This window comes from Sphingomonas oryzagri (genome assembly GCF_029906645.1).
Taxonomy (GTDB): domain Bacteria; phylum Pseudomonadota; class Alphaproteobacteria; order Sphingomonadales; family Sphingomonadaceae; genus Solisphingomonas; species Solisphingomonas oryzagri.
Genome location: NZ_JARYGZ010000004.1, coordinates 141,231 through 165,539, shown reverse-complemented (window position 1 = coordinate 165,539; position 24,309 = coordinate 141,231). Strand labels below are relative to the sequence as shown.

At 66.1% G+C, this 24,309-nt stretch carries 36 protein-coding genes; 3 read left to right on the top strand and 33 right to left on the bottom strand.

Translation table 11 applies throughout. The features are described from left to right. Nucleotide 1 precedes the first annotated feature (1 nt). The 28 genes from rplF to QGN17_RS18995 all read right to left on the bottom strand — a co-directional run bounded on the left by rplF (nucleotide 2) and on the right by QGN17_RS18995 (nucleotide 18,774). On the bottom strand, nucleotides 2–535 hold the full coding sequence (gene rplF / locus QGN17_RS19130) for a 50S ribosomal protein L6 (protein ID WP_281046196.1): 534 nt from the start codon (nucleotides 533–535) through the stop codon (nucleotides 2–4). Beyond that, entirely contained in the window at nucleotides 535–930 is a 396-nt protein-coding gene (rpsH, locus tag QGN17_RS19125; RefSeq protein WP_022688610.1) for a 30S ribosomal protein S8, read from the bottom strand. Before rpsH ends, rplF begins: the two co-directional genes overlap by 1 nt. A gap of 10 nt (nucleotides 931–940) precedes the next feature. Next, nucleotides 941–1,246, bottom strand: coding sequence for a 30S ribosomal protein S14 (gene rpsN / locus QGN17_RS19120; RefSeq protein WP_022688611.1), 306 nt, complete (start codon nucleotides 1,244–1,246; stop codon nucleotides 941–943). A gap of 22 nt (nucleotides 1,247–1,268) precedes the next feature. Continuing rightward, nucleotides 1,269–1,847 carry a 50S ribosomal protein L5 gene (rplE, locus tag QGN17_RS19115; RefSeq protein ID WP_281046195.1) on the bottom strand — a complete coding sequence of 193 codons (579 nt, stop codon included), beginning with the start codon at nucleotides 1,845–1,847 and terminating at the stop codon, nucleotides 1,269–1,271. Further along, entirely contained in the window at nucleotides 1,840–2,157 is a 318-nt protein-coding gene (gene rplX / locus QGN17_RS19110) for a 50S ribosomal protein L24 (protein WP_281046194.1), read from the bottom strand. The genes rplE and rplX overlap by 8 nt, the downstream gene beginning before the upstream one ends. A 1-nt stretch (nucleotide 2,158) precedes the next feature. Continuing rightward, nucleotides 2,159–2,527, bottom strand: coding sequence for a 50S ribosomal protein L14 (rplN, locus tag QGN17_RS19105; protein WP_019831572.1), 369 nt, complete (start codon nucleotides 2,525–2,527; stop codon nucleotides 2,159–2,161). A gap of 15 nt (nucleotides 2,528–2,542) precedes the next feature. Further along, nucleotides 2,543–2,815, bottom strand: a complete 273-nt coding sequence (gene rpsQ, locus QGN17_RS19100) for a 30S ribosomal protein S17 (protein WP_281046193.1) — start codon at nucleotides 2,813–2,815, stop codon at nucleotides 2,543–2,545. 13 nt (nucleotides 2,816–2,828) lie between these two features. After that, entirely contained in the window at nucleotides 2,829–3,032 is a 204-nt protein-coding gene (rpmC, locus tag QGN17_RS19095; RefSeq protein ID WP_022688615.1) for a 50S ribosomal protein L29, read from the bottom strand. Nucleotides 3,033–3,035: 3 nt separating this feature from the next. Continuing rightward, nucleotides 3,036–3,473 (bottom strand): 50S ribosomal protein L16, encoded by a 438-nt coding sequence (gene rplP, locus QGN17_RS19090; protein ID WP_022688616.1) that lies wholly within the window; start codon nucleotides 3,471–3,473, stop codon nucleotides 3,036–3,038. 65 nt (nucleotides 3,474–3,538) lie between these two features. Then, a complete protein-coding gene (rpsC, locus tag QGN17_RS19085; protein WP_281046192.1) occupies nucleotides 3,539–4,234 on the bottom strand; it encodes a 30S ribosomal protein S3 in 696 nt (231 codons plus the stop codon). Next, complete coding sequence (gene rplV, locus QGN17_RS19080; RefSeq protein ID WP_281046191.1) at nucleotides 4,234–4,611, bottom strand: 50S ribosomal protein L22; 378 nt, start codon at nucleotides 4,609–4,611, stop codon at nucleotides 4,234–4,236. Before rplV ends, rpsC begins: the two co-directional genes overlap by 1 nt. After that, nucleotides 4,611–4,886, bottom strand: a complete 276-nt coding sequence (gene rpsS / locus QGN17_RS19075) for a 30S ribosomal protein S19 (protein ID WP_160363206.1) — start codon at nucleotides 4,884–4,886, stop codon at nucleotides 4,611–4,613. The genes rplV and rpsS overlap by 1 nt, the downstream gene beginning before the upstream one ends. Before the next feature lie 5 nt (nucleotides 4,887–4,891). After that, nucleotides 4,892–5,728, bottom strand: a complete 837-nt coding sequence (gene rplB / locus QGN17_RS19070) for a 50S ribosomal protein L2 (protein ID WP_281046190.1) — start codon at nucleotides 5,726–5,728, stop codon at nucleotides 4,892–4,894. Between the two features lie 2 nt (nucleotides 5,729–5,730). Then, entirely contained in the window at nucleotides 5,731–6,051 is a 321-nt protein-coding gene (locus QGN17_RS19065; protein WP_281046189.1) for a 50S ribosomal protein L23, read from the bottom strand. Then, nucleotides 6,044–6,670: a 50S ribosomal protein L4 gene (rplD, locus tag QGN17_RS19060; protein WP_281046188.1), complete on the bottom strand. Its 627-nt coding sequence runs from the start codon at nucleotides 6,668–6,670 to the stop codon at nucleotides 6,044–6,046. The genes QGN17_RS19065 and rplD overlap by 8 nt, the downstream gene beginning before the upstream one ends. Before the next feature lie 5 nt (nucleotides 6,671–6,675). Further along, on the bottom strand, nucleotides 6,676–7,563 hold the full coding sequence (rplC, locus tag QGN17_RS19055; protein WP_281046187.1) for a 50S ribosomal protein L3: 888 nt from the start codon (nucleotides 7,561–7,563) through the stop codon (nucleotides 6,676–6,678). 359 nt (nucleotides 7,564–7,922) lie between these two features. After that, nucleotides 7,923–8,234 carry a 30S ribosomal protein S10 gene (gene rpsJ, locus QGN17_RS19050; protein ID WP_022691831.1) on the bottom strand — a complete coding sequence of 104 codons (312 nt, stop codon included), beginning with the start codon at nucleotides 8,232–8,234 and terminating at the stop codon, nucleotides 7,923–7,925. Between the two features lie 107 nt (nucleotides 8,235–8,341). Next, complete coding sequence (gene tuf / locus QGN17_RS19045; RefSeq protein WP_281046186.1) at nucleotides 8,342–9,532, bottom strand: elongation factor Tu; 1,191 nt, start codon at nucleotides 9,530–9,532, stop codon at nucleotides 8,342–8,344. A gap of 77 nt (nucleotides 9,533–9,609) precedes the next feature. Beyond that, nucleotides 9,610–11,703 (bottom strand): elongation factor G, encoded by a 2,094-nt coding sequence (gene fusA / locus QGN17_RS19040; RefSeq protein ID WP_281046185.1) that lies wholly within the window; start codon nucleotides 11,701–11,703, stop codon nucleotides 9,610–9,612. 90 nt (nucleotides 11,704–11,793) lie between these two features. Next, entirely contained in the window at nucleotides 11,794–12,264 is a 471-nt protein-coding gene (gene rpsG / locus QGN17_RS19035; RefSeq protein ID WP_281046184.1) for a 30S ribosomal protein S7, read from the bottom strand. A 54-nt stretch (nucleotides 12,265–12,318) separates the two neighbouring features. Continuing rightward, on the bottom strand, nucleotides 12,319–12,690 hold the full coding sequence (rpsL, locus tag QGN17_RS19030; RefSeq protein ID WP_022687071.1) for a 30S ribosomal protein S12: 372 nt from the start codon (nucleotides 12,688–12,690) through the stop codon (nucleotides 12,319–12,321). Nucleotides 12,691–13,001: 311 nt separating this feature from the next. Then, nucleotides 13,002–14,075 (bottom strand): alpha/beta fold hydrolase, encoded by a 1,074-nt coding sequence (locus QGN17_RS19025; protein WP_281046183.1) that lies wholly within the window; start codon nucleotides 14,073–14,075, stop codon nucleotides 13,002–13,004. A gap of 15 nt (nucleotides 14,076–14,090) precedes the next feature. After that, nucleotides 14,091–15,023 carry a cation diffusion facilitator family transporter gene (locus tag QGN17_RS19020; RefSeq protein ID WP_281046182.1) on the bottom strand — a complete coding sequence of 311 codons (933 nt, stop codon included), beginning with the start codon at nucleotides 15,021–15,023 and terminating at the stop codon, nucleotides 14,091–14,093. 57 nt (nucleotides 15,024–15,080) lie between these two features. Continuing rightward, nucleotides 15,081–15,293 (bottom strand): hypothetical protein, encoded by a 213-nt coding sequence (locus QGN17_RS19015; protein WP_281046181.1) that lies wholly within the window; start codon nucleotides 15,291–15,293, stop codon nucleotides 15,081–15,083. Nucleotides 15,294–15,394: 101 nt separating this feature from the next. Then, the gene (gene lpdA, locus QGN17_RS19010) at nucleotides 15,395–16,789 is read right to left on the bottom strand and encodes a dihydrolipoyl dehydrogenase (RefSeq protein WP_281046180.1); all 1,395 of its coding nucleotides are present in this window, start codon (nucleotides 16,787–16,789) and stop codon (nucleotides 15,395–15,397) included. A 45-nt stretch (nucleotides 16,790–16,834) separates the two neighbouring features. Beyond that, complete coding sequence (locus QGN17_RS19005; RefSeq protein ID WP_281046179.1) at nucleotides 16,835–17,050, bottom strand: hypothetical protein; 216 nt, start codon at nucleotides 17,048–17,050, stop codon at nucleotides 16,835–16,837. A gap of 3 nt (nucleotides 17,051–17,053) precedes the next feature. After that, entirely contained in the window at nucleotides 17,054–17,476 is a 423-nt protein-coding gene (locus tag QGN17_RS19000; RefSeq protein ID WP_281046178.1) for an acyl-CoA thioesterase, read from the bottom strand. Next, the gene (locus tag QGN17_RS18995) at nucleotides 17,476–18,774 is read right to left on the bottom strand and encodes a pyruvate dehydrogenase complex dihydrolipoamide acetyltransferase (protein ID WP_281046177.1); all 1,299 of its coding nucleotides are present in this window, start codon (nucleotides 18,772–18,774) and stop codon (nucleotides 17,476–17,478) included. The genes QGN17_RS19000 and QGN17_RS18995 overlap by 1 nt, the downstream gene beginning before the upstream one ends. A 115-nt stretch (nucleotides 18,775–18,889) precedes the next feature. Here QGN17_RS18995 and QGN17_RS18990 point away from each other — a divergent pair, with 115 nt between their 5' ends. Together QGN17_RS18990 and QGN17_RS18985 are read left to right on the top strand one after the other, a co-directional pair. Then, nucleotides 18,890–19,363, top strand: coding sequence for a universal stress protein (locus tag QGN17_RS18990; protein ID WP_281046176.1), 474 nt, complete (start codon nucleotides 18,890–18,892; stop codon nucleotides 19,361–19,363). Between the two features lie 160 nt (nucleotides 19,364–19,523). Beyond that, the gene (locus tag QGN17_RS18985; protein ID WP_281046175.1) at nucleotides 19,524–20,357 is read left to right on the top strand and encodes a metallophosphoesterase family protein; all 834 of its coding nucleotides are present in this window, start codon (nucleotides 19,524–19,526) and stop codon (nucleotides 20,355–20,357) included. Here QGN17_RS18985 and QGN17_RS18980 read toward each other — a convergent pair. From QGN17_RS18980 to QGN17_RS18960, 5 genes are all read right to left on the bottom strand, one after another. Beyond that, complete coding sequence (locus QGN17_RS18980) at nucleotides 20,287–21,051, bottom strand: RcnB family protein (RefSeq protein WP_281046174.1); 765 nt, start codon at nucleotides 21,049–21,051, stop codon at nucleotides 20,287–20,289. The two genes, QGN17_RS18985 and QGN17_RS18980, sit on opposite strands and share 71 nt — an antisense overlap. Before the next feature lie 120 nt (nucleotides 21,052–21,171). Continuing rightward, nucleotides 21,172–21,660 (bottom strand): GAF domain-containing protein, encoded by a 489-nt coding sequence (locus QGN17_RS18975; RefSeq protein WP_281046173.1) that lies wholly within the window; start codon nucleotides 21,658–21,660, stop codon nucleotides 21,172–21,174. Between the two features lie 220 nt (nucleotides 21,661–21,880). Beyond that, the gene (locus QGN17_RS18970; RefSeq protein ID WP_281046172.1) at nucleotides 21,881–22,183 is read right to left on the bottom strand and encodes a hypothetical protein; all 303 of its coding nucleotides are present in this window, start codon (nucleotides 22,181–22,183) and stop codon (nucleotides 21,881–21,883) included. Nucleotides 22,184–22,278: 95 nt separating this feature from the next. Beyond that, entirely contained in the window at nucleotides 22,279–22,686 is a 408-nt protein-coding gene (gene arfB, locus QGN17_RS18965; protein ID WP_281046171.1) for an alternative ribosome rescue aminoacyl-tRNA hydrolase ArfB, read from the bottom strand. After that, a complete protein-coding gene (locus QGN17_RS18960; RefSeq protein ID WP_281046170.1) occupies nucleotides 22,679–23,335 on the bottom strand; it encodes an RluA family pseudouridine synthase in 657 nt (218 codons plus the stop codon). Before QGN17_RS18960 ends, arfB begins: the two co-directional genes overlap by 8 nt. Nucleotides 23,336–23,506: 171 nt before the next feature. Here QGN17_RS18960 and ctrA point away from each other — a divergent pair, with 171 nt between their 5' ends. Next, entirely contained in the window at nucleotides 23,507–24,208 is a 702-nt protein-coding gene (gene ctrA, locus QGN17_RS18955) for a response regulator transcription factor CtrA (protein ID WP_281046169.1), read from the top strand. Nucleotides 24,209–24,309: the final 101 nt, after the last annotated feature.

Genomic DNA, 24,309 nt, shown 5'->3' with positions numbered 1-24,309 from the left:
CTTACTTCTTCTTCCCTTCCTTGCGGAAGATATACTCGCCCGCATACTTGATGCCCTTGCCCTTGTACGGCTCGGGCTTGCGCCAGCGACGGATCTCGGCGGCGAACTGGCCAACGGCCTGCTTGTCGTTGCCGCTGATGTTCACGGTCGTCGGATCCGGCGTCGCCACGGTGAGGCCCTCGGGCACCTCCATGTTGACGTCGTGCGAGTAACCGAGCTGCAGCTTCAGGGTCTTGCCCTGGGCCGCGGCGCGATAGCCGACGCCGGTGATCTGCAGGGTCTTCGAGAAGCCCTCGGTCACGCCCGTCACCAGGTTGGCGACCAGCGTGCGCTGCATGCCCCAGAAGGAGCGGGCGCGCTTGCTGTCGTTCACCGGCTGCACGACGACGTTGCCGTCCTCGATCGCGTAGGTGACTTCCGAAGCGAGATCGATCGAGAGGGTGCCCTTCGGGCCCTTCATCGAAAGCTTGCCGTCACCGATCGAAGCGGTGACGCCGGCCGGCACGATGACCGGCTTCTTGCCGATGCGGCTCATCAGAAGACCTCCGCGAGAACCTCGCCGCCCACGTTCTGCTCGCGCGCTTCCGCGTCGGAGAGAACGCCCTTGGGCGTCGAGACGATGGTGATGCCCAGGCCGTTGCGAACGCGCGGCAACTCCTTGGAGCCGCTGTAGACGCGACGGCCCGGCTTCGAGACGCGCGCGATATGCTGGATCGCGGGCTGGCCCTCGAAATACTTGAGCTCGATACGGATGCCCGGATGCTCGTTCAGCGTCTCGTCGGAGTAGCCACGGATGTAGCCCTCACGCTGGAGAACGTCGAGCACGCGGGTGCGCAGCTTGGACGCCGGGGTCAGCACGGAATCCTTGCGGGCGCGCTGGCCGTTGCGGATGCGGGTGAGCAGATCGCCCACGGGATCGTTGATCGCCATCTTTAAACCCTCACCAGCTCGACTTGGTCACGCCGGGGATCATCCCCTTGTTCGCGAGATCCCGCAGGATGACGCGCGCGAGCTTGAACTTGCGGTAATAACCGCGCGGACGACCAGTCATCTCGCAACGGTTGCGGATGCGGGTCGGGTTGCCGTTGCGCGGCAGCTCCGCCATCTTCAGGCGCGCGATCAGACGCTCGCCCTCATCCGCGCTCTTGTCGTTCGCGATCGCCTTCAGCTTCGCGTACTTCGGAGCAGTCTTCTTGACGAGCGCGCGGCGGCGCTCGTTCTTCAGCACGGAACTCAGTTTCGCCATGACTTAAGTTCTCTTTCCTAGCTCAGGCCGCCTGCTTCTGATCGGCATCACCCACGAAGGGGAAGCCGAACAGACGCAGCAGTTCGCGAGCTTCGTCGTCGGTGTTGGCGGTGGTCGTGACGATCACGTCCATGCCACGGATGCGGTCGACCTTGTCGTAGCTGATCTCCGGGAAGATCAGCTGCTCCTTGAGGCCGGTCGCGTAATTGCCCTTGCCGTCGAACGACTTCGGGTTCAGGCCCCGGAAATCGCGGACGCGCGGCAGCGCGATGGTCACGAAGCGATCGAGGAACTCGTACATACGCTCACGGCGCAGGGTGACCTTGCAACCGATCGGCATGCCCTCACGCAGCTTGAACTGCGCGATCGACTTCTTCGCCTTGGTGATCACCGGCTTCTGGCCCGAGATGAGTTCCATCTCGGCCGCGGCCTGATCCACCCGCTTCTTGTCCTGGGTGGCGTCGCCGACACCCATGTTGATCACGATCTTCTCGATCTTCGGGACCATCATCGGGTTGGCGTAACCGAACTTCTCGGTCATCGCCTTCACGATGGTGTCCTCGTAGAGCTTCTGAAGGCGAGCCTTGTAAGCATCAGCCATCGATCTTCTCCCCGGTCTTCACGGCCACGCGGACCTTCTTGCCGTCCTGCGTCTCGAAGCGGACGCGGGTCGGCTTGCCGTCCGCCGTCGCGATCGCGACCTTGGATACGTGCAGCGGAGCCTCGATCCGCTCCAGGCCACCCTGCGGGTTCGCCTGGGTCGGCTTGCGGTGGCGGGTCGCGACATTGATGCCGCCGACGATCACCTTGCCCTCGGCAGGCATCGCCTTGGTGACGGTTCCGGTCTTGCCCTTGTCCTTACCGGACAGGACGACGACCTGGTCACCCTTCTTGATCTTCAGAGCCGACATTTCACAGCACCTCGGGCGCGAGCGAGATGATCTTCATGTGGTTCCGGGCGCGAAGCTCGCGAACGACCGGGCCGAAGATGCGGGTGCCGATCGGCTCCTCGTTCTTGTTGACGAGGACGGCGGCATTGCCGTCGAAGCGGATGGTCGAGCCGTCCGCACGGTGGATGTCCTTGGCGGTGCGGACGATGACGGCGCGGTGCACGTCACCCTTCTTCACCTTGCCGCGCGGAGCGGCTTCCTTGATCGACACGACGATGATGTCGCCGACCGTCGCGAAGCGACGCTTCGAGCCGCCGAGCACCTTGATGCACTGGACGCGCTTGGCGCCCGAGTTGTCGGCGACGTCGAGGTTGGACTGCATCTGGATCATGGTTCAGCCCTTCCCTTACGCGTTGTCGGTGGGAACCGGGACGGCGATTTCCGCACCGATGCGGTCGATCACCTTCCAGGTCTTCAGCTTCGAGATCGGCGCGCACTCCTCGATGCGAACAGTCTCACCGGTGTGGAACTGGTTCGTCTCGTCATGAGCGTGATACTTCTTCGACCGCTTGATGATCTTGCCGTAGAGTTCGTGCTTCACACGACGCTCCACGGAGACGACCACGGTCTTGTCGGTCTTGTCGGAGACCACCGTTCCGGTCAGCACGCGCTTCGGCATGGCTGGCTACTCCTTACGACTTCGCCGCAGCGGCACGCTGCGTCTGGGCGGTCTTGATGCGGGCGATGTCCTTGCGGACCTCGCGCACGCGGCTCGGCTTCTCGAGCTGGCCGGTGGCGGCCTGGAAGCGCAGGTTGAACTGCTCGCGCTTCAGCTCGGACAGCTGGGTGTTCAGCTGGTCGTCGGTCTGGCCGACGGTATCGATCTTCTTCGCCATGGCTCAGTCTTCCCCAGCGAGGTGAGTGGTATCGCCGAGGCGGGCCACGACCTTGACCTTGATCGGCAGCTTCTCGGCCGCGCGGCTGAACGCCTCGGCCGCGAGCGGGCCGGCAACGCCTTCCAGCTCGAACAGGATGCGGCCCGGCTTCACGCGGGCGACCCAGAATTCCGGCGAACCCTTGCCCGAGCCCATGCGGACTTCGGCCGGCTTCGACGACACCGGCACGTCCGGGAAAATGCGGATGTGCAGGCGGCCCTGGCGCTTGATGTGGCGGGTGATCGCGCGGCGAGCCGCTTCGATCTGGCGAGCGGTGATCCGCTCGGGCTCCATGGCCTTCAGGCCATAGGCGCCCTGGTTCAGCGTGGTTCCGCTCTTGGCATCGCCATGGATACGGCCCTTGAAGGCCTTGCGGAACTTGGTGCGCTTCGGTTGCAGCATGTCTTACTTACCTTCTGACACCGTGACGACGGTCGATCAGGCAGCGTGAGAGGGAGCGATCCCTATCAGCGCGCCGGACGAACTCCGGACGTCTGAGCTTCCATCATCAGCCGATCCTGCGCGAGCGGATCGTGGCCCAGGATCTCACCCTTGAAGATCCAGACCTTGATACCGCACACGCCGTAGGCGGTGTGCGCCTCGGCTTCGGCGTAATCGATATTCGCGCGGAGCGTGTGCAGCGGCACCCGGCCCTCACGATACCATTCGGTGCGCGCGATCTCCGCGCCGCCCAGACGGCCGGCGCAGGTGATGCGGATGCCCTCGGCGCCGAGGCGGAGAGCCGACTGCACGGCGCGCTTCATCGCGCGGCGGAACGCCACGCGGCGCTCCAGCTGGTCGGCGACCGACTGCGCGACGAGCTTCGAATCGATCTCCGGCTTGCGGATCTCGACGATGTTCAGCGACACGTCGGCCGCCGTCATCTTGCCGAGTGCGCGGCGCAGCTTTTCGATGTCCGCGCCCTTCTTGCCGATGATCACACCGGGGCGGGCCGCGTAGATCGAAATGCGGCACAGCTTCGCCGGGCGCTCGATCACCACCTTCGAGATCGCGGCCTGCGGCAGCGTCTTGAAGATGTACTGGCGGATGCGGAGATCCTCGAGCAGCATGTTGCCGTAATCGGCGCCGTCAGCGTACCAGCGGCTGTCCCAGGTACGATTGATCTGCAGGCGCATGCCGATCGGATTGGACTTGTGACCCATTATTCGGCCTCCTGCTCGCGCACGACGATGCGCAGCCGCGAGAACGGCTTGACGATGCGGGCCGAACGGCCACGGGCGCGGGTGGCGAAGCGCTTCATGACGAGGCCCTTGCCGACCGACGCTTCCTTCACGACCAGCGCGTCGACGTCGAGATTGTGGTTGTTCTCGGCGTTGGCGATCGCGGAGGCGAGGCACTTGCGCACATCGACGGCCATCGCCTTGGTCGAGAACTGAAGGATGTTCAGCGCGTCGCCGGCTTTCTTGTTGCGGATCAGGCCCGCGACAAGGTTGAGCTTCTGCGGCGAGCCGCGGACGGAGGTGGCGACCGCAAGGGCCTCCTTCTCACCGACCTTGCGGGGGGATGCAGGCTTCGACATCAGCGCTTGCCCTTCTTGTCGGCAGCGTGGCCGGGGAAGTAGCGCGTCGGCGCGAACTCACCCAGCTTGTGACCGACCATGTCCTCGTTGACGGTGATCGGCACGAACTTGCGGCCATTGTACAGGCTGAAGGTCAGGCCGACGAAATCCGGCAGGATCGTCGAGCGGCGCGACCAGGTCTTGATCGGCGCGCGCGTGGAATTCTCCTGCGCGGTCTGCGCCTTGCGGAGCAGGCTGAGGTCCACGAACGGACCCTTCCAGACGGAACGAGCCATCTCGATTACCTCTTCTTCTTCGCGTGGCGGCTACGGATGATCATCTTGTCCGTCGCCTTGTTGTGGCGGGTCTTGGCACCCTTGGTCGGCTTGCCCCACGGCGTGACCGGATGACGGCCGCCCGAGGTCCGGCCTTCACCACCGCCGTGCGGGTGGTCGACCGGGTTCTTGGCGACGCCGCGGGTGAGCGGACGATAGCCGAGCCAGCGGTTGCGACCGGCCTTCGCCAGGTTGGTGTTGCCGTTGTCGGGGTTGGACACCGCACCGATGGTGCACATGCAGTCCGAGCGGATGAAGCGCTGCTCGCCCGAGTTAAGGCGAACGATCACCATGCCGCGATCGCGACCCACCACCTGCACGTAGGTGCCGGCGGCGCGGGCGATCTGGCCACCCTTGCCGGGCTTCAGCTCGACATTGTGGACGATCGTGCCGACCGGGGTCTGGCCGATTTCCATGGCGTTGCCCGGCTTCACGTCGGTCTTCTTGCCTGCGACGATGGTGTCGCCGGCCGCCAGACGCTGCGGCGCCAGGATGTACGCCAGTTCGCCGTCCTCATACTTCACCAGAGCGATGAAGGCCGAACGGTTCGGATCGTACTCGAGACGCTCGACGGTCGCGGGCTGGTCCCACTTGCGGCGCTTGAAGTCGACGATGCGATACTTCTGCTTGTGGCCGCCCGCGATGCCGCGCGCAGTCGCGTGGCCCATGTTGTTGCGGCCGCCCGACTTGCGCAGGCCCTCGGTGAGCGCCTTGACCGGCTTGCCCTTGTGGAGCGCCGAGCGGTCCACGAGGATCAGGCCGCGCCGCGCCGGCGAGGTCGGATTATAATGCTTCAACGCCATGATCAGCGCACCCCTTCGGTGACGTCGATCGACTCGCCTTCGGCGAGGCGGACGATTGCCTTCTTGAAGTCCGAACGCTGGTAGGGAGCACCCTTCCAGCGCTTGGTCTTGCCCTTGACGGTGATCGTGTTCACGCTGACCACCTTCTTGCCCCAAAGCGCCTCAACGGCAGCCTTGATGGCGGGCTTGGTGGCGTCACCGGCGACCTTGAAAACAACGGCGTTGTTCTCGGACACCAGGGTGGACTTCTCGGTGATGTGCGGGCCTACGATCACGTCATAGTGACGAATGTCGATCGCGCCCTGCTCCTGCTTCTTAGCCATGGAAGCGCGCCTCCAGCTTCTCGACAGCGGCGCGCGTCAGCACGAGCGTGTCATGGTTCAGGATGTCGTACACGTTGGCGCCGATCGCCGGCAGCAGGTTGACACCCTTCAGGTTGGACGAGGCGTGCGCGAACGAGACGTTGAGCGCCTCGCCGTCGATCACCAGCGCCTTCTTGCCGAAGCCGAGACCGGCGAGCTGGCCAGCCAGCGTCTTGGTCTTGCCCTCGGCGACGTCGAGCGCGTCGACGACGATCAGCGAGCCGTCCTTGGCCTTCGCCGACAGCGCCATCTTCAGGCCCAGCGCGCGAACCTTCTTGTTCAGCGACGGGTTGAAGTCACGCAGGCGGGCACCGTGGGCCTTACCACCGCCGATGAAGACGGGGGCGCGGCGATCACCGTGACGGGCCGAACCGCCGCCCTTCTGGTTGCCCAGCTTCTTGCCCGAACGCGCCACGTCGGCACGCTCGCGGGTCGGACGGGCGGTGCCGCGGCGCTTTTCGAGCTGCCAGGTCACCACGCGGTGGAGGATATCGGCGCGCGGCTCGAGGCCGAACACCGCATCGTTGAGCTCGATGTCGCCGGCGGAGCTGGCGTCGAGCTTGAGAACCTTGATCTTCATGGTGCTCAGCCTTCCTTGCTCTCGTCGGCGCCCTTGGCGGCATCCGCCTCGGAACCGATCTCGGCGTTGTTCGCCTCGGCCTGCGCCTCTTCGGCAGCGTGCGCGTCGGCGGCGGCGACACCGGCGGCGACTTCGTCGTCACCCGGCAGCGCGGGAATCTCGTGGATCGCGCCATCGTCGACCATGCCGGCCGGAGCGTGCTCGACCACCGGGGCCTTGCGATCGATCAGGGCGGCGGGGAACGGCACGCCCTCGGGCAGCGCTTCCTTCACGGCGTCCTTCACGAACAGCCAGCCACCCTTCGAGCCGGGCACCGAACCCTTCACGAAGAGCAGGCCGCGAGCGGCGTCGGTGCGCACGATCTCGAGGTTCTGCTGGGTGCGGTTACGGTCGCCCATGTGGCCGGCCATCTTCTTGTTCTTGAAGACCTTGCCCGGATCCTGGCGGTTACCGGTCGAACCGTGCGAACGGTGCGAGACGGACACGCCGTGGGTGGCGCGCAGACCGCCGAAGCCCCAACGCTTCATGGCGCCGGCGAAGCCCTTGCCCTGCGTGCGACCCTGGATGTCGACGAGCTGGCCCGCGACGTAATGGTCGGCCGAAATCTCGGCACCCACGTCGAGCAGGTTGTCCTCGGTGACGCGGAACTCGCACACCACCGCCTTCGGCTCCACTTCGGCCTTGCCGAAATGGCCGCGCTGCGGCTTGGCGACATTCTTCGCCTTGGCGGCGCCGGCACCGAGCTGGACGGCGGTGTAGCCGTCATTGTCGGCCGTGCGGCGCGCAATAACCTGAAGACCCTCGAGCTGCAGGACGGTCACGGGCACATGGCGCCCATCCTCCTGAAACAGCCGGGTCATCCCCATCTTCTTCGCGATCACGCCGGTGCGCATCGCAGTCTCCTCAAACAGAGGCTCCCTCGGGTCATTCCTTGGGAGCGTGCCAACGAAAAAGGCCTCCCGTCTCCGGAAGACCTCCAGCCCAACCAGCCATGCCCCCGCCCCGGGCTCGGTTTTCGTGAATGGCTCTCGCCACCCAAGAAAGGCGGGGACCAGGACAACGGCAACCCGGAGAACCGGGGAGATACGCCGTTCGGTATCCCTTAGCTTTCCCGTCTCGACCGGCCTTCACGACCGGGAAACGAATCTCGCATTCGGACGATTCGTCCTGTGCGAGGCCGGCCCTATACGGGGCTTTGCCCCGGACCGCAACACCTGTTCCCCACTCATTTGGCGGGGAACGGCATGCGTGATCAGGCCAGCTTGATCTCGACCGCGACACCGGCCGCGAGATCGAGCTTCATCAGCGCGTCGACCGTCTGCGGGGTGGGCTGCACGATGTCGAGCAGGCGCTTGTAGGTGCGCACCTCGAACTGCTCGCGCGACTTCTTGTCGATGTGGGGGCCACGGTTGACGGTGAACTTGTCGACGTGGGTAGGCAGCGGGATCGGACCGCGGATGAGCGCGCCGGTGCGGCGGGCGGTGTCGGCGATTTCGCCAGTGGCCTGGTCGAGCACTCGGTGATCGAAGCCTTTAAGGCGAATGCGGATGTTCTGCGTGTCCATGATGTCCTGCCGTGTGAAAGAGCCAACCCCATGCCGTTTCCGGCGCTACGCGGGGCAAAGAGAAGCCGCCCGGTCCCTTGTGGGGGACCGGGCGGCCGGAAGCGTGATTACTTCGTGATGGTGCCGACGACGCCGGCGCCGACGGTACGACCGCCTTCACGGATGGCGAAGCGCAGGCCCTGGTCCATCGCGATCGGCGCGATCAGCTTCACGCCGATCGAGACGTTGTCGCCGGGCATGACCATCTCGGTGCCCTCAGGCAGCTCGACGGTGCCGGTCACGTCCGTGGTGCGGAAGTAGAACTGCGGACGATAGTTGGCGAAGAACGGCGTGTGACGGCCACCCTCGTCCTTCGACAGGACGTACACCTCGGCCTTGAACTCGGTGTGCGGGGTGATCGAACCCGGCTTGGCCAGAACCTGGCCGCGCTCGACGTCCTCACGGCCCACGCCGCGGAGCAGCGCACCGATGTTGTCGCCGGCCTGACCCTGATCGAGCAGCTTGCGGAACATCTCGACGCCCGTGACGGTGGTCTTGCGGGTGTCGTTGATGCCGACGATCTCGACTTCCTCGCCGACCTTGACGATGCCGGTCTCGACGCGGCCGGTCACCACGGTGCCGCGGCCCGAGATCGAGAACACGTCCTCGATCGGCATCAGGAAGGTCTTGTCGAGCGGACGCTCCGGCTGCGGGATCCAGGTATCCACGGCGGTCATCAGCTCGAGAACGGCGTTCTTGCCGATCTCGTTGTCCGAACCGTCGAGCGCCTTCACGGCCGAACCCTTGACGACCGGGATGTTGTCGCCGTCGAAGTCGTACTTCGAGAGCAGCTCGCGGATCTCCAGCTCGACGAGTTCGAGGATCTCGGGATCGTCCACGAGGTCGACCTTGTTCATGAACACGACGAGCTGCGGCACGCCGACCTGGCGGGCGAGCAGGATGTGCTCGCGGGTCTGCGGCATCGGGCCGTCGGTGGCCGACACGACGAGGATCGCGCCGTCCATCTGCGCGGCGCCGGTGATCATGTTCTTCACATAATCGGCGTGGCCCGGGCAATCGACGTGCGCATAGTGACGGTCGGCGGTCTCATACTCGACGTGCGCGGTCGAGATGGTGATGCCGCGCTCGCGCTCCTCGGGAGCCTTGTCGATGTTGGCATAGTCGACGAAGGTCGCGCCGCCGGTCTCGGCGAGCACCTTGGTGATGGCGGCCGTCAGCGACGTCTTGCCATGGTCGACGTGGCCAATGGTGCCGATGTTGCAGTGCGGCTTGTTCCGCTCAAACTTAGCTTTCGCCATCTTGTCCTACCTTCTTTCGAATCTGTCCTGCGGGATTCGCCGCCCGGAAGCGGCGCCCCATAACGAATGTTTTTACGTTAGGCTAGCTTCGCCTTGACCTCGTCCGCGACATTCTGCGGGACTTCGTCATAGTGCGAGAACTGCATGCTGTACTGGGCGCGGCCCTGGGTGAACGAGCGGAGCTGGTTCACGTAGCCGAACATGTTGGCCAGCGGGACCATCGCCTCGACCACCTGCGCGTTGCCGCGGCTGTCGGTGCCCTGGATCTGGCCACGGCGGCTGTTCATGTCGCCGATGACGTCGCCGAGATAATCCTCCGGCGTCACGACCTCGACCTTCATGATCGGCTCGAGGATCTTGATGCCCGACTTCTCGGCCACTTCGCGCATCGCGCCGCGGGCGCAGATTTCGAACGCCAGCGCCGACGAGTCGACGTCGTGGTAGGCGCCGTCCGTCAGGTGGACCTCGAAGTCCACGATCGGGAAGCCGATCAGCGCGCCGGTCTCGGCGGTCTCACGGAAGCCCTTCTCGACCGACGGGATATATTCCTTGGGAATATTGCCGCCCTTCACCTCGTCGAAGAACTGGTAGCCCGAACCACGCTCGCCGGGGATCACCGTCACCTTCACGCGGCCGAACTGGCCCGAGCCGCCCGACTGCTTCTTGTGGGTGTAGTCCACGTCGACCTTCTTCGCGAGATATTCGCGATAGGCCACCTGCGGCGCGCCGACATTGGCCTCGACCTTGAACTCGCGGCGCATGCGGTCGACGATGATCTCGAGGTGGAGCTCGCCCATCCCCTTGATGATCGTCTGGCCCGACTCATGGTCGGAGGTCACGCGGAACGACGGATCCTCGCGGGCGAGGCGGTTGAGCGCCACGCCCATCTTCTCCTGGTCGGCCTTGGTCTTCGGCTCGACCGAGAGCTCAATCACCGGCTCCGGGAATTCCATCCGCTCGAGGATGATCGGCGCCGACTGCGCGCAGAGCGTATCGCCGGTCGTCGTGTCCTTCAGGCCGGCGAGAGCGACGATGTCGCCCGCGAAGGCCTCCTGGATGTCCTCACGGCTGTTCGCGTGCATCAGCAGCATACGGCCGACCTTTTCCTTCTTCTCCTTGACGGAGTTCAGGACCTGCGACGCCGCCTCGAGCTTGCCCGAGTAGATGCGCGCGAAGGTGAGCGTGCCGACGAACGGATCGTTCATGATCTTGAACGCCAGCGCCGAGAAGGGCGCCGCGTCGTCCGACGGACGATCGGCTTCCGAGCCGTCCGGCAGGATGCCCTTGATGGCGGGCACGTCGAGCGGGCTCGGCAGATAGTCGACCACCGCGTCGAGCAGCGGCTGCACGCCCTTGTTCTTGAACGCGGAGCCGCAGACGACCGGCACGAACGCCATGTTGAGCGTGCCCTTGCGGATCAGCTTCTTGAGCGTCGCGGTGTCGGGCTCGTTGCCCTCCAGATACGCCTCCATCGCCTCGTCGTCCTGCTCGACGGCGAGTTCGATCAGCTTCTCGCGGGCCTTGGCAGCCTTGTCGGCGAGATCGTCGGGGATCGGCTGATATTCGAACTTCGCGCCCAGCGACTCCTCGAGCCAGATGATCGCGCGGTTCTCGACGAGATCGACGAGGCCCTTGAAGCCGCCCTCGATGCCGATCGGCAGATACAGCACGGCCGGGGTCGCGCCGAGGCGCTCGATGATCGAGTCGACGCAGAAGTCGAAGTTCGCGCCGGTGCGGTCGAGCTTGTTGACGAAGCACATGCGCGGCACGCCGTACTTGTCGGCCTGGCGCCACACGGTCTCGGACTGCGGCTCCACGCCGGCGACGCCGTCGAAGCACGCCACCGCGCCGTCGAGCACGCGCAGCGAACGCTCGACCTCGATGGTGAAGTCGACGTGGCCGGGCGTGTCGATGATGTTGATGAGGTGCTCCTCACCCTTGCCTTCCTCGGCGCGCCACTTGCAGGTGGTCGCGGCCGACGTGATCGTGATCCCTCGCTCCTGCTCCTGCTCCATCCAGTCCATCGTCGCGGTGCCCTCGTGGACCTCGCCGATCTTGTAGGACTTGCCGGTGTAATAGAGGATGCGCTCGGTCGTCGTCGTCTTGCCGGCGTCGATGTGCGCCATGATGCCGATGTTGCGATAACGATTGAGCGGATGGCTGCGGGCCATGATCTTAAACTCCGATGTCGGGGAAGGCCCCGAAAGGCCTCGCCCCGACGATATGGGTATGAACTGTGACTCTTTCGAGTCTCAGCGATGTTACCAGCGGTAGTGCGAGAAGGCGCGGTTCGCTTCCGCCATGCGGTGCGTGTCCTCGCGCTTCTTCACCGCGTTGCCGCGATTGTTGGCGGCGTCCATCAGCTCGGCCGACAGGCGCGCATCCATGGTGTGCTCCGAACGGCCGCGCGCGGCCGAGATCAGCCAGCGGATCGCCAGAGCCTGGGCGCGCTCGGGGCGCACCTCGACCGGAACCTGGTAGGTCGCACCGCCGACGCGGCGCGAACGGACCTCGATGCCCGGCTTCACGTTGTTCAGCGCATCGTGGAACACGCCGATCGGATCGCGCTTGGCGCGCGCCTCGATCGTGTCGAGCGCGGAGTAGAGGATGCCTTCGGCGACGGCCTTCTTGCCGTCCAGCATCACGGAATTCATGAACTTCGAGAGGACGATATCACCGAACTTCGGGTCCGGCAGGATCTCGCGCTTCTCTGGGCGACGACGACGGGACATTGTTGTTTCCTTCTCACTTCAGCCTGGTTGGTCACACGCGATTGGGTGACCGGCTTACTTCGGACGCTTGGCGCCGTACTTGGAACGGGACTGCTTGCGGTCCTTCACACCCTGCGTATCGAGCACGCCGCGCAGGACGTGATAGCGAACGCCGGGAAGATCGCGAACACGGCCGCCGCGGATGAGCACGACGGAGTGCTCCTGCAGGTTGTGGCCTTCGCCCGGAATGTAGGAGATGACCTCGCGGCTGTTGGTCAGACGGACCTTGGCCACCTTGCGGAGAGCCGAGTTCGGCTTCTTCGGGGTCGTGGTATAGACGCGGGTGCAGACGCCGCGCTTCTGCGGGTTCTGCTCCATCGCAGGGACCTTCGACTTGGCCTTCTGCGGATCGCGGCCCTTGCGGACCAGCTGGTTGATCGTCGGCATTGAAGCCTTCACCTTTCAATGGTTACTTTGCCGTGCCCGGAAATCGCTGAAATGCACAAAGGCTCTGGGGGTCGTACAACCCTCCCGAGCCTCGTTCAGAGCATCGGCAATGTTCAAGCAGTCACGAGCCCCAAGGCCCGGACCGGCGCGCGCTATAGCGGGCGACTCAGAGGCGGTCAACCGGGGTGGGAAGACCGCCGAACGCGAACCGCCATCCACCGTTCGGCCTGAGCGCAGTCGAAGGCCATGACCAGCAGTGGCTGCACTTCGACTGCACTCAGTGCGAACGGATGTGGTCGGCGCCGAACCTCCTACAGCGCCCCGCTCAGCGCCTGGATCAGCGCAATCTGGAAGCGCGCCGGATCCTCGATCTGCGGCACATGGCCCAGCCCCTGCAGCGGAACGAAGCGGGCGTCCTTCATCCGTGCCGCCGCCTTGTCACCCAGCGTCGCGGCATCGGGGAGCTGGTTGACGATCTCGGCCGGCGCCCAGCTGCGCCCGAAGACGTTGTGATCGAGCGTACCGACCATCAGGATCGTCGGTACCGCGATCCGGCCGAATTCATAGGCGACCGGCTGAGTCTCGATCATCTCGGTGGTGCGCGCCTGCGCGTCCATCACGGCAGCGCGGCCGGGGCCGGCATACATGCCCGCGATCATCTCCACCCAACGATCGTAATCGCGACGCCAGGCGCCGTGATAATAAGCGTTGAGCTGATAGGCCTTCATGGATGCCGGCGTCTTGCGGCTCTCCAGCTCCATCGCCTTGTCGACACCGATATACGGCACGCCCTGCGCAAGCCGATCGGCAAGACCCAGCGGATCGACCAGGATCATCTGATCGATCAGCTGCGGATGTGCGATCGCCAGACGTTCCGCCACCATCCCACCCATCGAGTGGCCGACCAGGGTCACCTTGGTGATGCCGCGCGAGCGCAGCAGATCGGCGGTCATCGCCGCCATGCCGTAAAGGCTATACTGGTAGCCGGCGGGCTTGGAGGATTTGCAGAAGCCGACCTGATCGGGGACGATCACGCGATAGCCGGTCGCCGCCAGCACGCGTGCGGTGTCGCCCCAGGTCGCGCCGCAGAAATTCTTCCCGTGGAGGAGTACGACCGTGCGCCCGTTCGCCTTGGCCGGCGCTAGCTCCATATAGGCCATCTCGACCGGCTGGCCCTGCGACATCGTGCGATAGACGTGGACCGGGAAGGGATAGTCGAAGCCCTCGAGGCGGGCGCCATAGCTGCGCGGCACCGATACCGTCGCGGTCGCCGTCGCCATCGGCTTCTGCGCCGCGAGGGCGGGCTTGGCGGAGGCGGACTTGGGGGCCGGCGGCGCTGCGGCGATCGAAAAGGCAAGCAACGGTGCGATCAGGACGCTGCGCAAGGATGTCGGCTCCGGTCAGTTGGTCGCGTTAACCATAGCTTTCGGTTTGATATAAAGCGACCCGATTTCAGGCCAGGAGGCACGCAATTCCGCCTCGATCTCGGCGATCATCCGCTCGACCGCGCCGGCCGGCACGGCATCGACGAAATCCACGTCGCACCCCACGAACACCGATCGCGGACCGAGATGGAGCGTCACCACCTGCCCTATCCGCGTGACCTCCGGGCGGCCGGCGATGGCGGCGCGGATCGCCTCGATCAGCGCGGGTTCGGCGCGCTCCCCGATCAGCAGCTCCTTGGACTCCCGCGCCAGTAGGATAGCGACCACGCCCAGCACTGCGCCGATCGCGATCGAAGCGATGCCGTCCCAGCGGCCGTCATTGGTGACGTGCGAGAGCCAGATGCCGATGCCGGCGATGATCAGGCCGGCCATGGCGGCCGAATCCTCGAACAGCACGATGAAGGCGGGCGGATCCTTGGAGCGGCGGATCGCCTCCCACCAGCCCTGATCGCCTTTGGATTTGGAGAAGGCGCGCATCGCTGTCCACCAGCTGCCGCCTTCCAACAGGATCGATACGGCGAGGACGATATAGGCGACCGTCGCATCCTGCGGCGGCTCGGGGTCGCGCAGGTGGGTGATGCCCTCGTACATCGAAAGGCCGGCGCCCGTCGCGAAGATCAGGATCGCGACGACGAAGCTCCAGAAATAGAGCTCGCGACCATAGCCGGCGGGGTGCAGATCGTCAGCCGGGCGCGCGGCGCGCTTCTGGCCGTAGAGCAGCAATATCTGGTTGAGACTGTCGACGACCGAGTGGAAGCCCTCGGTCAGCATCGCGGCGGATCCGGTGATCCCGGCGGCGACGAACTTGGCGACGGCGATGCCGAGATTGGCGGCCAGAGCCATCAGCAGGACGAGCTTGCTCTCGCCGTGTGGAGAGTCCCCGCTCATCTGTTTTCCCGAGAAAAGGAAAAGGGCCGGCGGTTGGTCTGCCGCCGGCCCTTCGGATTACATCGCGTTCGAGGTCGCGCTGTTGTCCATCGCCATGTTGTCGGTGGCGCCCATCGCATTCATGTCGCCCATCGACGCATTCTCGTCAGCGGGGACCAGCATGTTGTCCTCGGCCGACACGTTGGCGGTGTTGGTCGTGTCGGACTTGTGGCAGGCAGCGGCGCCCAGCGCGAGAGCCGCAACCGCGGCGATCGTGATACCCTTCTTCATTCGTAATCTCCTATCCGTTCACACAGCGGACGTTCGGCAACGCAACACGGCCGCAGCCGCGCTGAGAGAGTCAGCAAAACGCCCGAAGGTCAAGCCTTCATTTAGAAATGGAGCGCCCGGCCGTATGCCGAGAGCACGCTTTCATGCATCATCTCGCTGAGCGTCGGGTGCGGGAACACCGTCTCGATCAGCTCCGCCTCGGTGGTCTCGAGTTGCTTGGCCACCGTATAGCCTTCGATCAGCTCGGTCACTTCCGCGCCGATCATGTGCGCGCCGAGCAGTTCACCCGTCTTGGCGTCGAACACCGTCTTGATAAAGCCCTCGGCCTCGCCGAGCGCGATCGCCTTGCCGTTACCGATGAACGGGAACTTGCCGACCTTCACCTCGTAACCGGCCTCTTTCGCCTTCGCCTCGGTAAGACCGACAGACGCGATCTGCGGGCGCGAATAGGTGCAGCCCGGAATGTTGCGCACGTCCATCGCATGCGGATGTTTACCCGCGATCGCCTCGGCCGCGATCACGCCCTCGTGGCTGGCCTTGTGCGCGAGCCACGGCGGCGCGGTGACGTCACCGATCGCCCAGATGCCCGGCACGTTGGTGCGACAGGCGCCGTCCGTGTCGATATGGCCCTTGGTGGTTTTGATGCCGAGCGCTTCCAGCCCGATATTCTCGGTGTTGGGCACGATGCCGACCGCGACGATGACGTGGCTGTAGTCGTTGGTCTCGGTCTTGCCGTCAGCGAGCTTGATCGTCGCCTTCACGCCGGTCCTGGAGGTATCGAGCTTCTCGACGCCCGCCTTGGTGATGATCTTCATGCCCTGCTTGGTCAACGCTTTGGTCAGGAAGTCGGAGACCTCGGCATCCTCCACCGGCACGATGCGATCGAGCATCTCGACGATCGTCACCTCGGCGCCCATGTCCGAATAGAAGCTGGCGAACTCGACGCCGATCGCACCGGAGCCGATGACGAGCAGCTTGGTCGGCATCTCCTTGGCCGTCATCGCGTGGCGGTAGGTCCAGATCCGCTCGCCGTCCGCCTTGGCGAAGGGCAGTTCGCGGGCGCGGGCGCCAGTGGCGATGATGATGTCCTTGGCGGCCAGCTCGGTCTTCTTGCCGTCCTTCTCGACGGTCAGCTTGCCTTTCCCGGTGATCGTGCCGACGCCCTCGACGACGGTGATCTTGTTCTTCTTCATCAGGTGCGTGACGCCCTGATTGAGCTGCTTCGCGACACCGCGCGAGCGCTTCACCACCGCGTCGATGTCCGCGCTGATCTTCTCCGCAGCGAGGCCGTAATCCTTGGCGTGCTGCATGTAGTGATAGATTTCCGACGAGCGCAGCAGCGCCTTGGTCGGGATGCAACCCCAGTTGAGGCAGATGCCGCCGAGCAGTTCGCGCTCGACGATCGCGGTCTTGAGGCCGAGCTGCGCGGCGCGGATCGCCGCGACATAGCCGCCGGGGCCGGAGCCCAGCACGACGAGATCGTAGGTGTCAGCCATCGAAATCCTTCCTGATTATCGTCAGTTGGGGCTGCGGAAGCCCCGCTATCGTGTCTCGGTCGCCTTGAACAAGGCCCAGGCGGCCAGCGTTACCACGCAGAAGATCAGCCAGCTCCAGTGCAGCTCGATCCCGGCGCCGATCGGGATGCGGACATATTCGCCAGACAACAGACCGGCGAGATCGAAGCCCGTCCGTCCCGATAGCCACGGGACCGCCACCGCCGCGATCGTTCCAAGACCGACCGCAGTGGTAAGCGCCATGGTTCAGGCGGCCTCCTGTCCGTTATCCGGGGTCTGCAGGGGCGGCACCCGGCGCGGCTGGCGATCCTCGCCCACCGCGACGAAGGTGAAGGTCGCCTGCGTCACCTTGTAGCTGGCCTCGTCGTGCCGCGCGCGGCGCCACGCCTCGACCTCGATCTTCATCGAGGTGCGGCCAGTGGCGATCAGGGTCGCATAGACCGAAACCTCGTCGCCGACGAACACAGGCCGGAGGAAGGCCATGCCGTCCACCGCGATGGTGACGGCGCGCCCGCTGCTGTGGCGCGAGGCGACCGATCCGGCCGCCGAATCCATCATCGAGAGCAGCCAGCCGCCGAAGATGTCGCCATAGGGATTGGTATCAGCCGGCATCGCGACGACGCGGACGGTCGGCGCATGTTCGGGCGGAAGATCGTCGAGCGTCTTCATCAGGCGAGCATACCCAGCGGGTTCTCGACGAGACGCTTGAAGGCGGCCATGAACTTCGCGCCGTCGGCACCGTCGATCGCGCGGTGGTCGAAACTGCCGGTCGCCGACATCACGGTGGCGACGGTCAGTTCGTCGTTCACGACATAGGGCCGCTTCTCGCCGGCGCCGATTGCCAGGATCATGCCCTGCGGCGGATTGATCACCGCCTCGAACTGCTTGATGCCGAACATGCCCATGTTGGAGAGCGAGGCGGTGCCGCCCTGATACTCTTCCGGCTTCAGCTTGCCGTCCTTGGCGCGGGCGGCGAGATCCTTCATCTCGTTGGCGATGGCGGACATGCTCTTGGTGTCGGCGCCCTTGATGATCGGCGTGATCAGGCCGGTCGGGATCGACACCGCCACCGAGATGTCGGCGCGGCTGAAGGTGACGAGCTGGTCGCCCGCCAGCATCACGTTGCAGCTCGGCACCTCCATCAGCGCCACGGCCTGCGCCTTGATCAGCATGTCGTTGACCGACAGCTTCACGCCGCGCGCCTCCAGCCCCTTGTTCAGCTCGCCGCGCAGCTTGAGCAGCGCATCGAGGCGGATGTCGACGGTGAGGTAGATGTGCGGAACGGTCTGCTTCGACTCGGTCAGGCGGCGCGCGATCGTCTTGCGCATGTTGGAGAGCTTGGCCGCTTCGTGCGGAATGTCTGGGATCTGCGCGGGCGCCGGAGCGGCAACGGGAGCCGATGGTGCAGCGGCGACGGGCGCCGCGGCCTTGGCGGCGGGCGCGGCACCGCCGGCCTTGGCGCCATCGAGATCCGCCTTCACGATTCGGCCGTTCGGGCCGGAGCCTGTCACCGACGACAGATCCACGCCGCTCTGCTCGGCGATACGGCGCGCGAGCGGGCTGGCCTTCACGCGATCGCCGGACGAGGCGGCAGCGGCCTTCACCTCAGGCTCGGGCTTCGGCGCGGGCGCGGCTTCCGCCTTGGGAGCGGGCGCGGGCTCGGCGGCCTTCGCCTCGGGCGTGGCAGCGGCCTTGGGCGCCGCCTTGGCGGCGGAGGCATCCTCGCCCTCGCCCGCCAGGATCGCGATCGGCGCACCGACCTTCACGCCGTCCGATCCTTCGGGCACGAGGATCTGGGCGATCGTGCCCTCGTCCACCGCCTCGAACTCCATGGTGGCCTTGTCGGTCTCGATCTCGGCGAGGATGTCGCCCGACTTCACCTCGTCGCCCTCCTTCACCAGCCACTTGGCCAGCGTGCCCTCCTCCATGGTGGGGGATAGAGCGGGCATCTTCAGTTCGATCGGCATGTCGGCGCGGGCCTTTCTCGTAGAGGTCCTGTTTCCCGCCCATTTCGGCCCGAAGACAGCGCCGGTCAAGGCTTACGCTTGCGTGAAGCGCATGCATAGCGCACGCTGACGACAGATGGACGACGCAATCCTGCCCCGCACCTACCTCGTCGTCCTCGACGGCAGCGCCGAGGCGCGGACCGCGCTCCGCTTCGCCGCGCGCCGCGCCGCCAAGACGCAGGGCCGGGTCGAGATGCTCGCCGTCGTCGAGCCGGCCGAATTCGTCCAGTGGGGTGGCGTGCAGGATGCGCTCGAGGAGGAAGCCCGGCTCGGCGCCGAGGCGCTGCTCCACCAGGCGGCGGGCGAGATCGTCGAGGAACTGGGCGTGAAACCCGAGATCACGATCCGCCAGGGCGATCCGGTGAAGGCGGTGCGCGCATTGCTGGAGGAACGACCCAACACCGCCGCTCTGGTGCTGGGCGCGCAGGCATCGGGCGGACCGGGTCCACTGGTCGCCTATTTCGCGGGCGCCGAGGCGGGGCTGATGCCCTGCCCGGTGATGATCATTCCCGGCTCGCTCGGCGACGAGGCGCTGGACCGGCTATCCTAGACATCCTGCCCATCAAAGATGGGGAGGGGGACCACGCGAAGCGTGGCGTAGGGGTATGCGCGGCGCTTTGCCCCTCCACCACTCGCCTGCGGCGAGCGGTCCCCCTCCCACGCTTCGCGCAGGGAGGAACTTGGGCGGCGCCTGTCCGTAATTCCGGACAATGCGGACCATCGCCCAGATTTCCGACCTCCATTTCGGCGCGCACGAGCCGGCCGTCGTCGCGTACCTTCATGCCGCGCTGTCGGCGATCCGGCCCGATCTGGTCGTCGTGTCGGGCGACCTCACCCAGCGCGCGCGCAAGGAGCAGTTCGCCGAGGCCGCGTTGTTCTTCGACCGACTGGAGGCGGAGGGGCTGCGCCTGCTGATCGTGCCGGGCAATCACGACGTGCCCATGCACAAGCCGTTCCAGCGCCTGTTCTGGCCGCTGCGTCGCTACACCCGTTTCATCGCGCGGGGCCGCTCCGCCTGGTATTGCGATACGGAACTCGCGGTACTCGGCCTCGCCTCCGCCCACGGGCTGACCGTGAAGGACGGACGGCTGACGCAGGTCCAGATCCGATCGATCGGCGCGAGTTTCGCGGCCGCGCCGGAAAGCGCGGCCCGCATACTCGTCACCCACCATCCTCTAGTGCCGCTGCCCGGCGAGGAGGAAGGCGAGGTCGAACCCGCGCTGCGCGGTGCGAAGAGCGCGCTCAAGGCGGTGCGGGCGGCGGGCGTGCATCTGGTGCTCGCCGGCCACCATCACATGCCCGGCGTCAATCTTTCGGGACCGACCCTCTCGATCGATCTCGGCGTGATGGTGGTGCAAGCCGGCACCGCCACCTCATGGCGGCGGCGCCGTGCCCCCAACAGCTTCAACCTGCTCAGACTCGTCTCCCCCAACGAGGTTCAGGTCGAAGAGTGGATCTCCGAAGGCGGGGCGTTCAGCTCCCCCGGACCGTGCAAATCTTTTGCACGCAGCGCGGGTGGCGGGTGGGCCGCCACGTCTTCCTGACAGCGACCTTGCGATAGCGCGTGACGTAATCGGTCGTGGTGGTGGTCGTCGTCACCTGCACGCCCGGCGTCACCGTGACGATCGCGCCGGCCATCGGATAGACCGCCGGCGCGCCGAGCGGCGTCACGGTGGTGGTGACGCGGGTGTTCGGCCCCGCCTGATAGCTGTGCGTGCCCGGCATCGGGTAGCCCGGCTGCGGCGCATAGCCATAGCCCGGCCCGCCGACATAGCCACGGCGCGGATAGCCGGCATCCCAGTTCACGCCGTAGATGGAATCGACCACGCGGCCGTCGTCGTCGACCAGCACCGCGTCGTCATAATAGCGCACCCAGGCCATGCCCGGCCCCGGAGGCGCGAAGCCCCAGCCCCGCCAGTCGGCGACGACATAGGCGCGGTTGCGATAATGTCTGGGCACCTTCCAGCCCGGAGTCGGGCGGCGATAGTCACCGCGACCGGCCCAGCGTGGCGGCGGCGCATCGCGGAACGCGCCCGGCGGCGGCGCCATGCGGGTCATCGGCGCGGGGGCGTAGGCCGGGCCGTCGGGCGCCGTCGCCGGCATCATCGGAGCACCGTGGCCCCACGCGCTGCCCGCCTGCATCGGCACGCCGGCCGTCGCGCCGACATCCGCCGCCGAGGCCGCTTGTGGCGCCAGTGCGAGGATCGCCGCTCCCGCCATGATGCCCAATGCCCGCATATCCCGTCCCCTAGTTGCCGCGCCAAGCAGAGGCGCGCGGACCCATGATCGGGGAAAGTCTTAACATCCTCGGCGGTTGCGCCGGAAGCGCGGAGACTCGGCAACGAGTCCCGTTATGGGTCAGGACGCGAGCCGCTCCGAAAGCAGCGCGCAGAGCCGCTCGGCGCCCGCCGCATCCGCCGCCGTGAAACGCGCGGGTGTCGGGCTGTCGAGATCGAGCACACCCTCGATCCGCCCACCGATCACGATCGGCACCACCAGCTCGGAGGCGGAGGCGGCGTCGCAGGCGATGTGACCGGGGAAAGCGTGGACGTCCTCGACACGCTGGGTCTCGCCCGTCGCGGCCGCCGTGCCGCACACGCCCGCGCCGAGCGCGATGCGGATGCAGGCGGCGCGCCCCTGGAACGGCCCGAGCACCAGCTCGCCGCCGACCATGCGGTAGAAACCCGCCCAGTTGAGATCGGGCACCAGCTCCCACAGCAGCGCCGCGACATTGGCCATATTGGCGATCGGATCCGGCTCGCCCTTGGTCACGCCATCGACGGCGGAGAGGAGATCGTCCCAGACGATGGCGGCATCGGCGCCGGCCTGTGGCTTGAAATCGTACATGGCTATTCGGCTCCGGGTGGGAGGCCGCAGATAGGATGGCGGGCGGAACGCGGCAAGGATGCTCTGGGACGACGCGCTTGGGTCATCCGCCGTTCAGCCGCGCGGCTCTATACCGCTCATCGCCGGCCGACCCCTGCCGGCACTCCCTGAACCTTGGCCCCGCCGTGAGCACGCTCCGGCGGGGTTTCTTTTTTGATTCAGGAGCCGCACCAGCCGACTCTCAGCAGCCGTTGCGGCGATTCTGGGCGGCGTCGTGCTTCTTGTCGAGGTGACGGCCGAGCAGGCCGCCGCCGATCACGCCCGCCGCGATGCCGATCGGGCCGGCGCCCAGCGCCGCCGCGCCCAGGCCGCCGCCGCCGGCGCCGGCGAGCAGGCCGGTCCGCCCGCTGCTGCGCTTGCAGCGATAATGATAGCGACCGTCGCGACCGGTATAGGTTTCGTGGCGCGCGAGAGCGGGGGCCGGAACCGCTACAGGCATCGTCACCGCCGCGATCACCGCCGAGAATATCATCGTCCTGCGCATCATGTCCTCCATGTCACGGCCGCACGCGTCTCTACGCCGCCGGCCATCGCCCGCACAACGCGGCAAAACCCGGAAGGACCCACAAGGAGGTCCGCTCAGTCGATCCGCACCTTGCCGCGCCCCGCCTTGACGCCCGATCGCGTCGACTTGGCGGTGAGGCGACGTTCCTTCGATGCCTTGGTCGGCTTGGTCTTGATGCGGCGCTCGGGCTTCACCAGCGCCTGCTCGATCATCGCGACGATCCGCGCCCTCGCCGCCTCGCGATTCGCCTCGCGGGTGCGATACTCGCGCGCGGTGACGAGGATCGCGCCGCCCTCCACCCAGCGCGAACCGGCCAGCGCCTTCAGCCGCTGGAAGACAGCCGGCGGCAGCCGCAACGCGTAGACATCGACGCGCAACTGCACGGCGGTCGCGACCTTGTTGACGTTCTGCCCGCCCGGCCCGGTCGAGGCGAGGAAGCGTTCCTCCAGCGCCTCTTCGGGCAGGACGTAAGGTTCAGGCACCGGCGTGCCCCGCCCAGCGCGCGAAACTCTCGGGCAACGGCGCCTCCGCCTCGATCGCCGGCTTGGGCGCGCGCGGCAAAGTGAGGCGCGCGGCATGGAGCAGCATCGCTTCCCCGCCCCGACCATAAACCGGATCGCCGACGATCGGCAGGCCCAGCGCTTCGGCGGCGTGGACCCGCAACTGGTGGGTGCGCCCGGTCTGCGGCCGGAACTCGACCAGCGCGCGACCGCCCTCGACACCGAGCAGGCGCCAGTCGGTCACCGACGGCTTGCCCTTCTTCGCATCGCCGACCATCCGCCAGCCATCGGCACGCGTGGAATGTTTGGACAGCGCCAGTTCGATTCGGCCGCCCGCCTGTTCCGGCACCCCGTCCAGCACGGCGAGATACACTTTCTCCGCCTGCCCCGCCTCGAACGCGGCGGCGAAGCGCTTGTGCGCCTTCGGGTTGCGCGCCAGCAGCAGGCAGCCCGACGTGTCGCGGTCCAGCCGATGCACGGGATGCGGTGATCGCTGGAAACCGAAACGCAAGGTTTCGAGCGCATCCTCGATACTGTCAGCGTGATCGCGCGGCCGATCGACCGGCAATCCCGCCGGCTTGTCGAGCACGATCGCCTCGGCGTCGATGAACAGGATGCGGTCGGCCAGCATGTGGCCCCCGTGCCACGCATTTCGACCATTGCGCAACGGCCGATTCGACTCGGCGCGTAAACGATTCGTTTGGGCTTTACGGACCGTTAACCTTTTTCCTTCATACCCGTAAACGTGAACGGAAGGCTGTGGGCGGAGCGCTCTGGCCATGCTGACGGGGATGGACGGACAATGCGCGTACTTCTGATCGAAGACGATCCCACGACCGCCAAGGCCATCGAGCTGATGCTCGGCGCGGAGGGCTTCAACACCTACACGACGGACCTCGGCGAAGAGGGCCTCGATCTGGGCAAGCTCTACGATTACGACATCATCTGCCTGGACCTGAACCTGCCGGACATGCACGGCTACGACGTGCTGAAGAAGCTCCGCGTCGCCAAGGTGCAGACCCCGGTGCTGATCCTCTCCGGCGTGTCCGAGATGGACAGCAAGGTCCGCGCGCTCGGCTTCGGCGCCGACGATTACGTCGTGAAGCCCTTCCACCGCGAGGAACTGGTCGCCCGCATCCACGCGATCGTCCGCCGCTCGAAGGGGCACAGCCAGTCCGTGATCCGCACCGGCAAGCTGCAGGTCAATCTCGACGCCAAGACGGTCGAGGTCGACAGCGCCCGCGTGCACCTGACCGGCAAGGAATATGCGATGCTGGAGCTGCTCTCGCTCCGCAAGGGCACCACGCTCACCAAGGAGATGTTCCTGAACCATCTCTACGGCGGCATGGACGAGCCGGAACTCAAGATCATCGACGTGTTCATCTGCAAGCTGCGCAAGAAGCTGAGCCTCGCTTGCGAGGGCGAGAATTACATCGAGACCGTGTGGGGCCGCGGCTATGTGCTGCGCGATCCGCAGGAAGCGGGCGCCGCACAGGTGGCGTAACCGATTTCGTCACGCACTACCCGGAGAAAGGCCGTCACGAGGGGATCGTGGCGGCCTTTCGCTTTTCCAGATCCGAAAACGCAAAAATCATTTTCCTACAC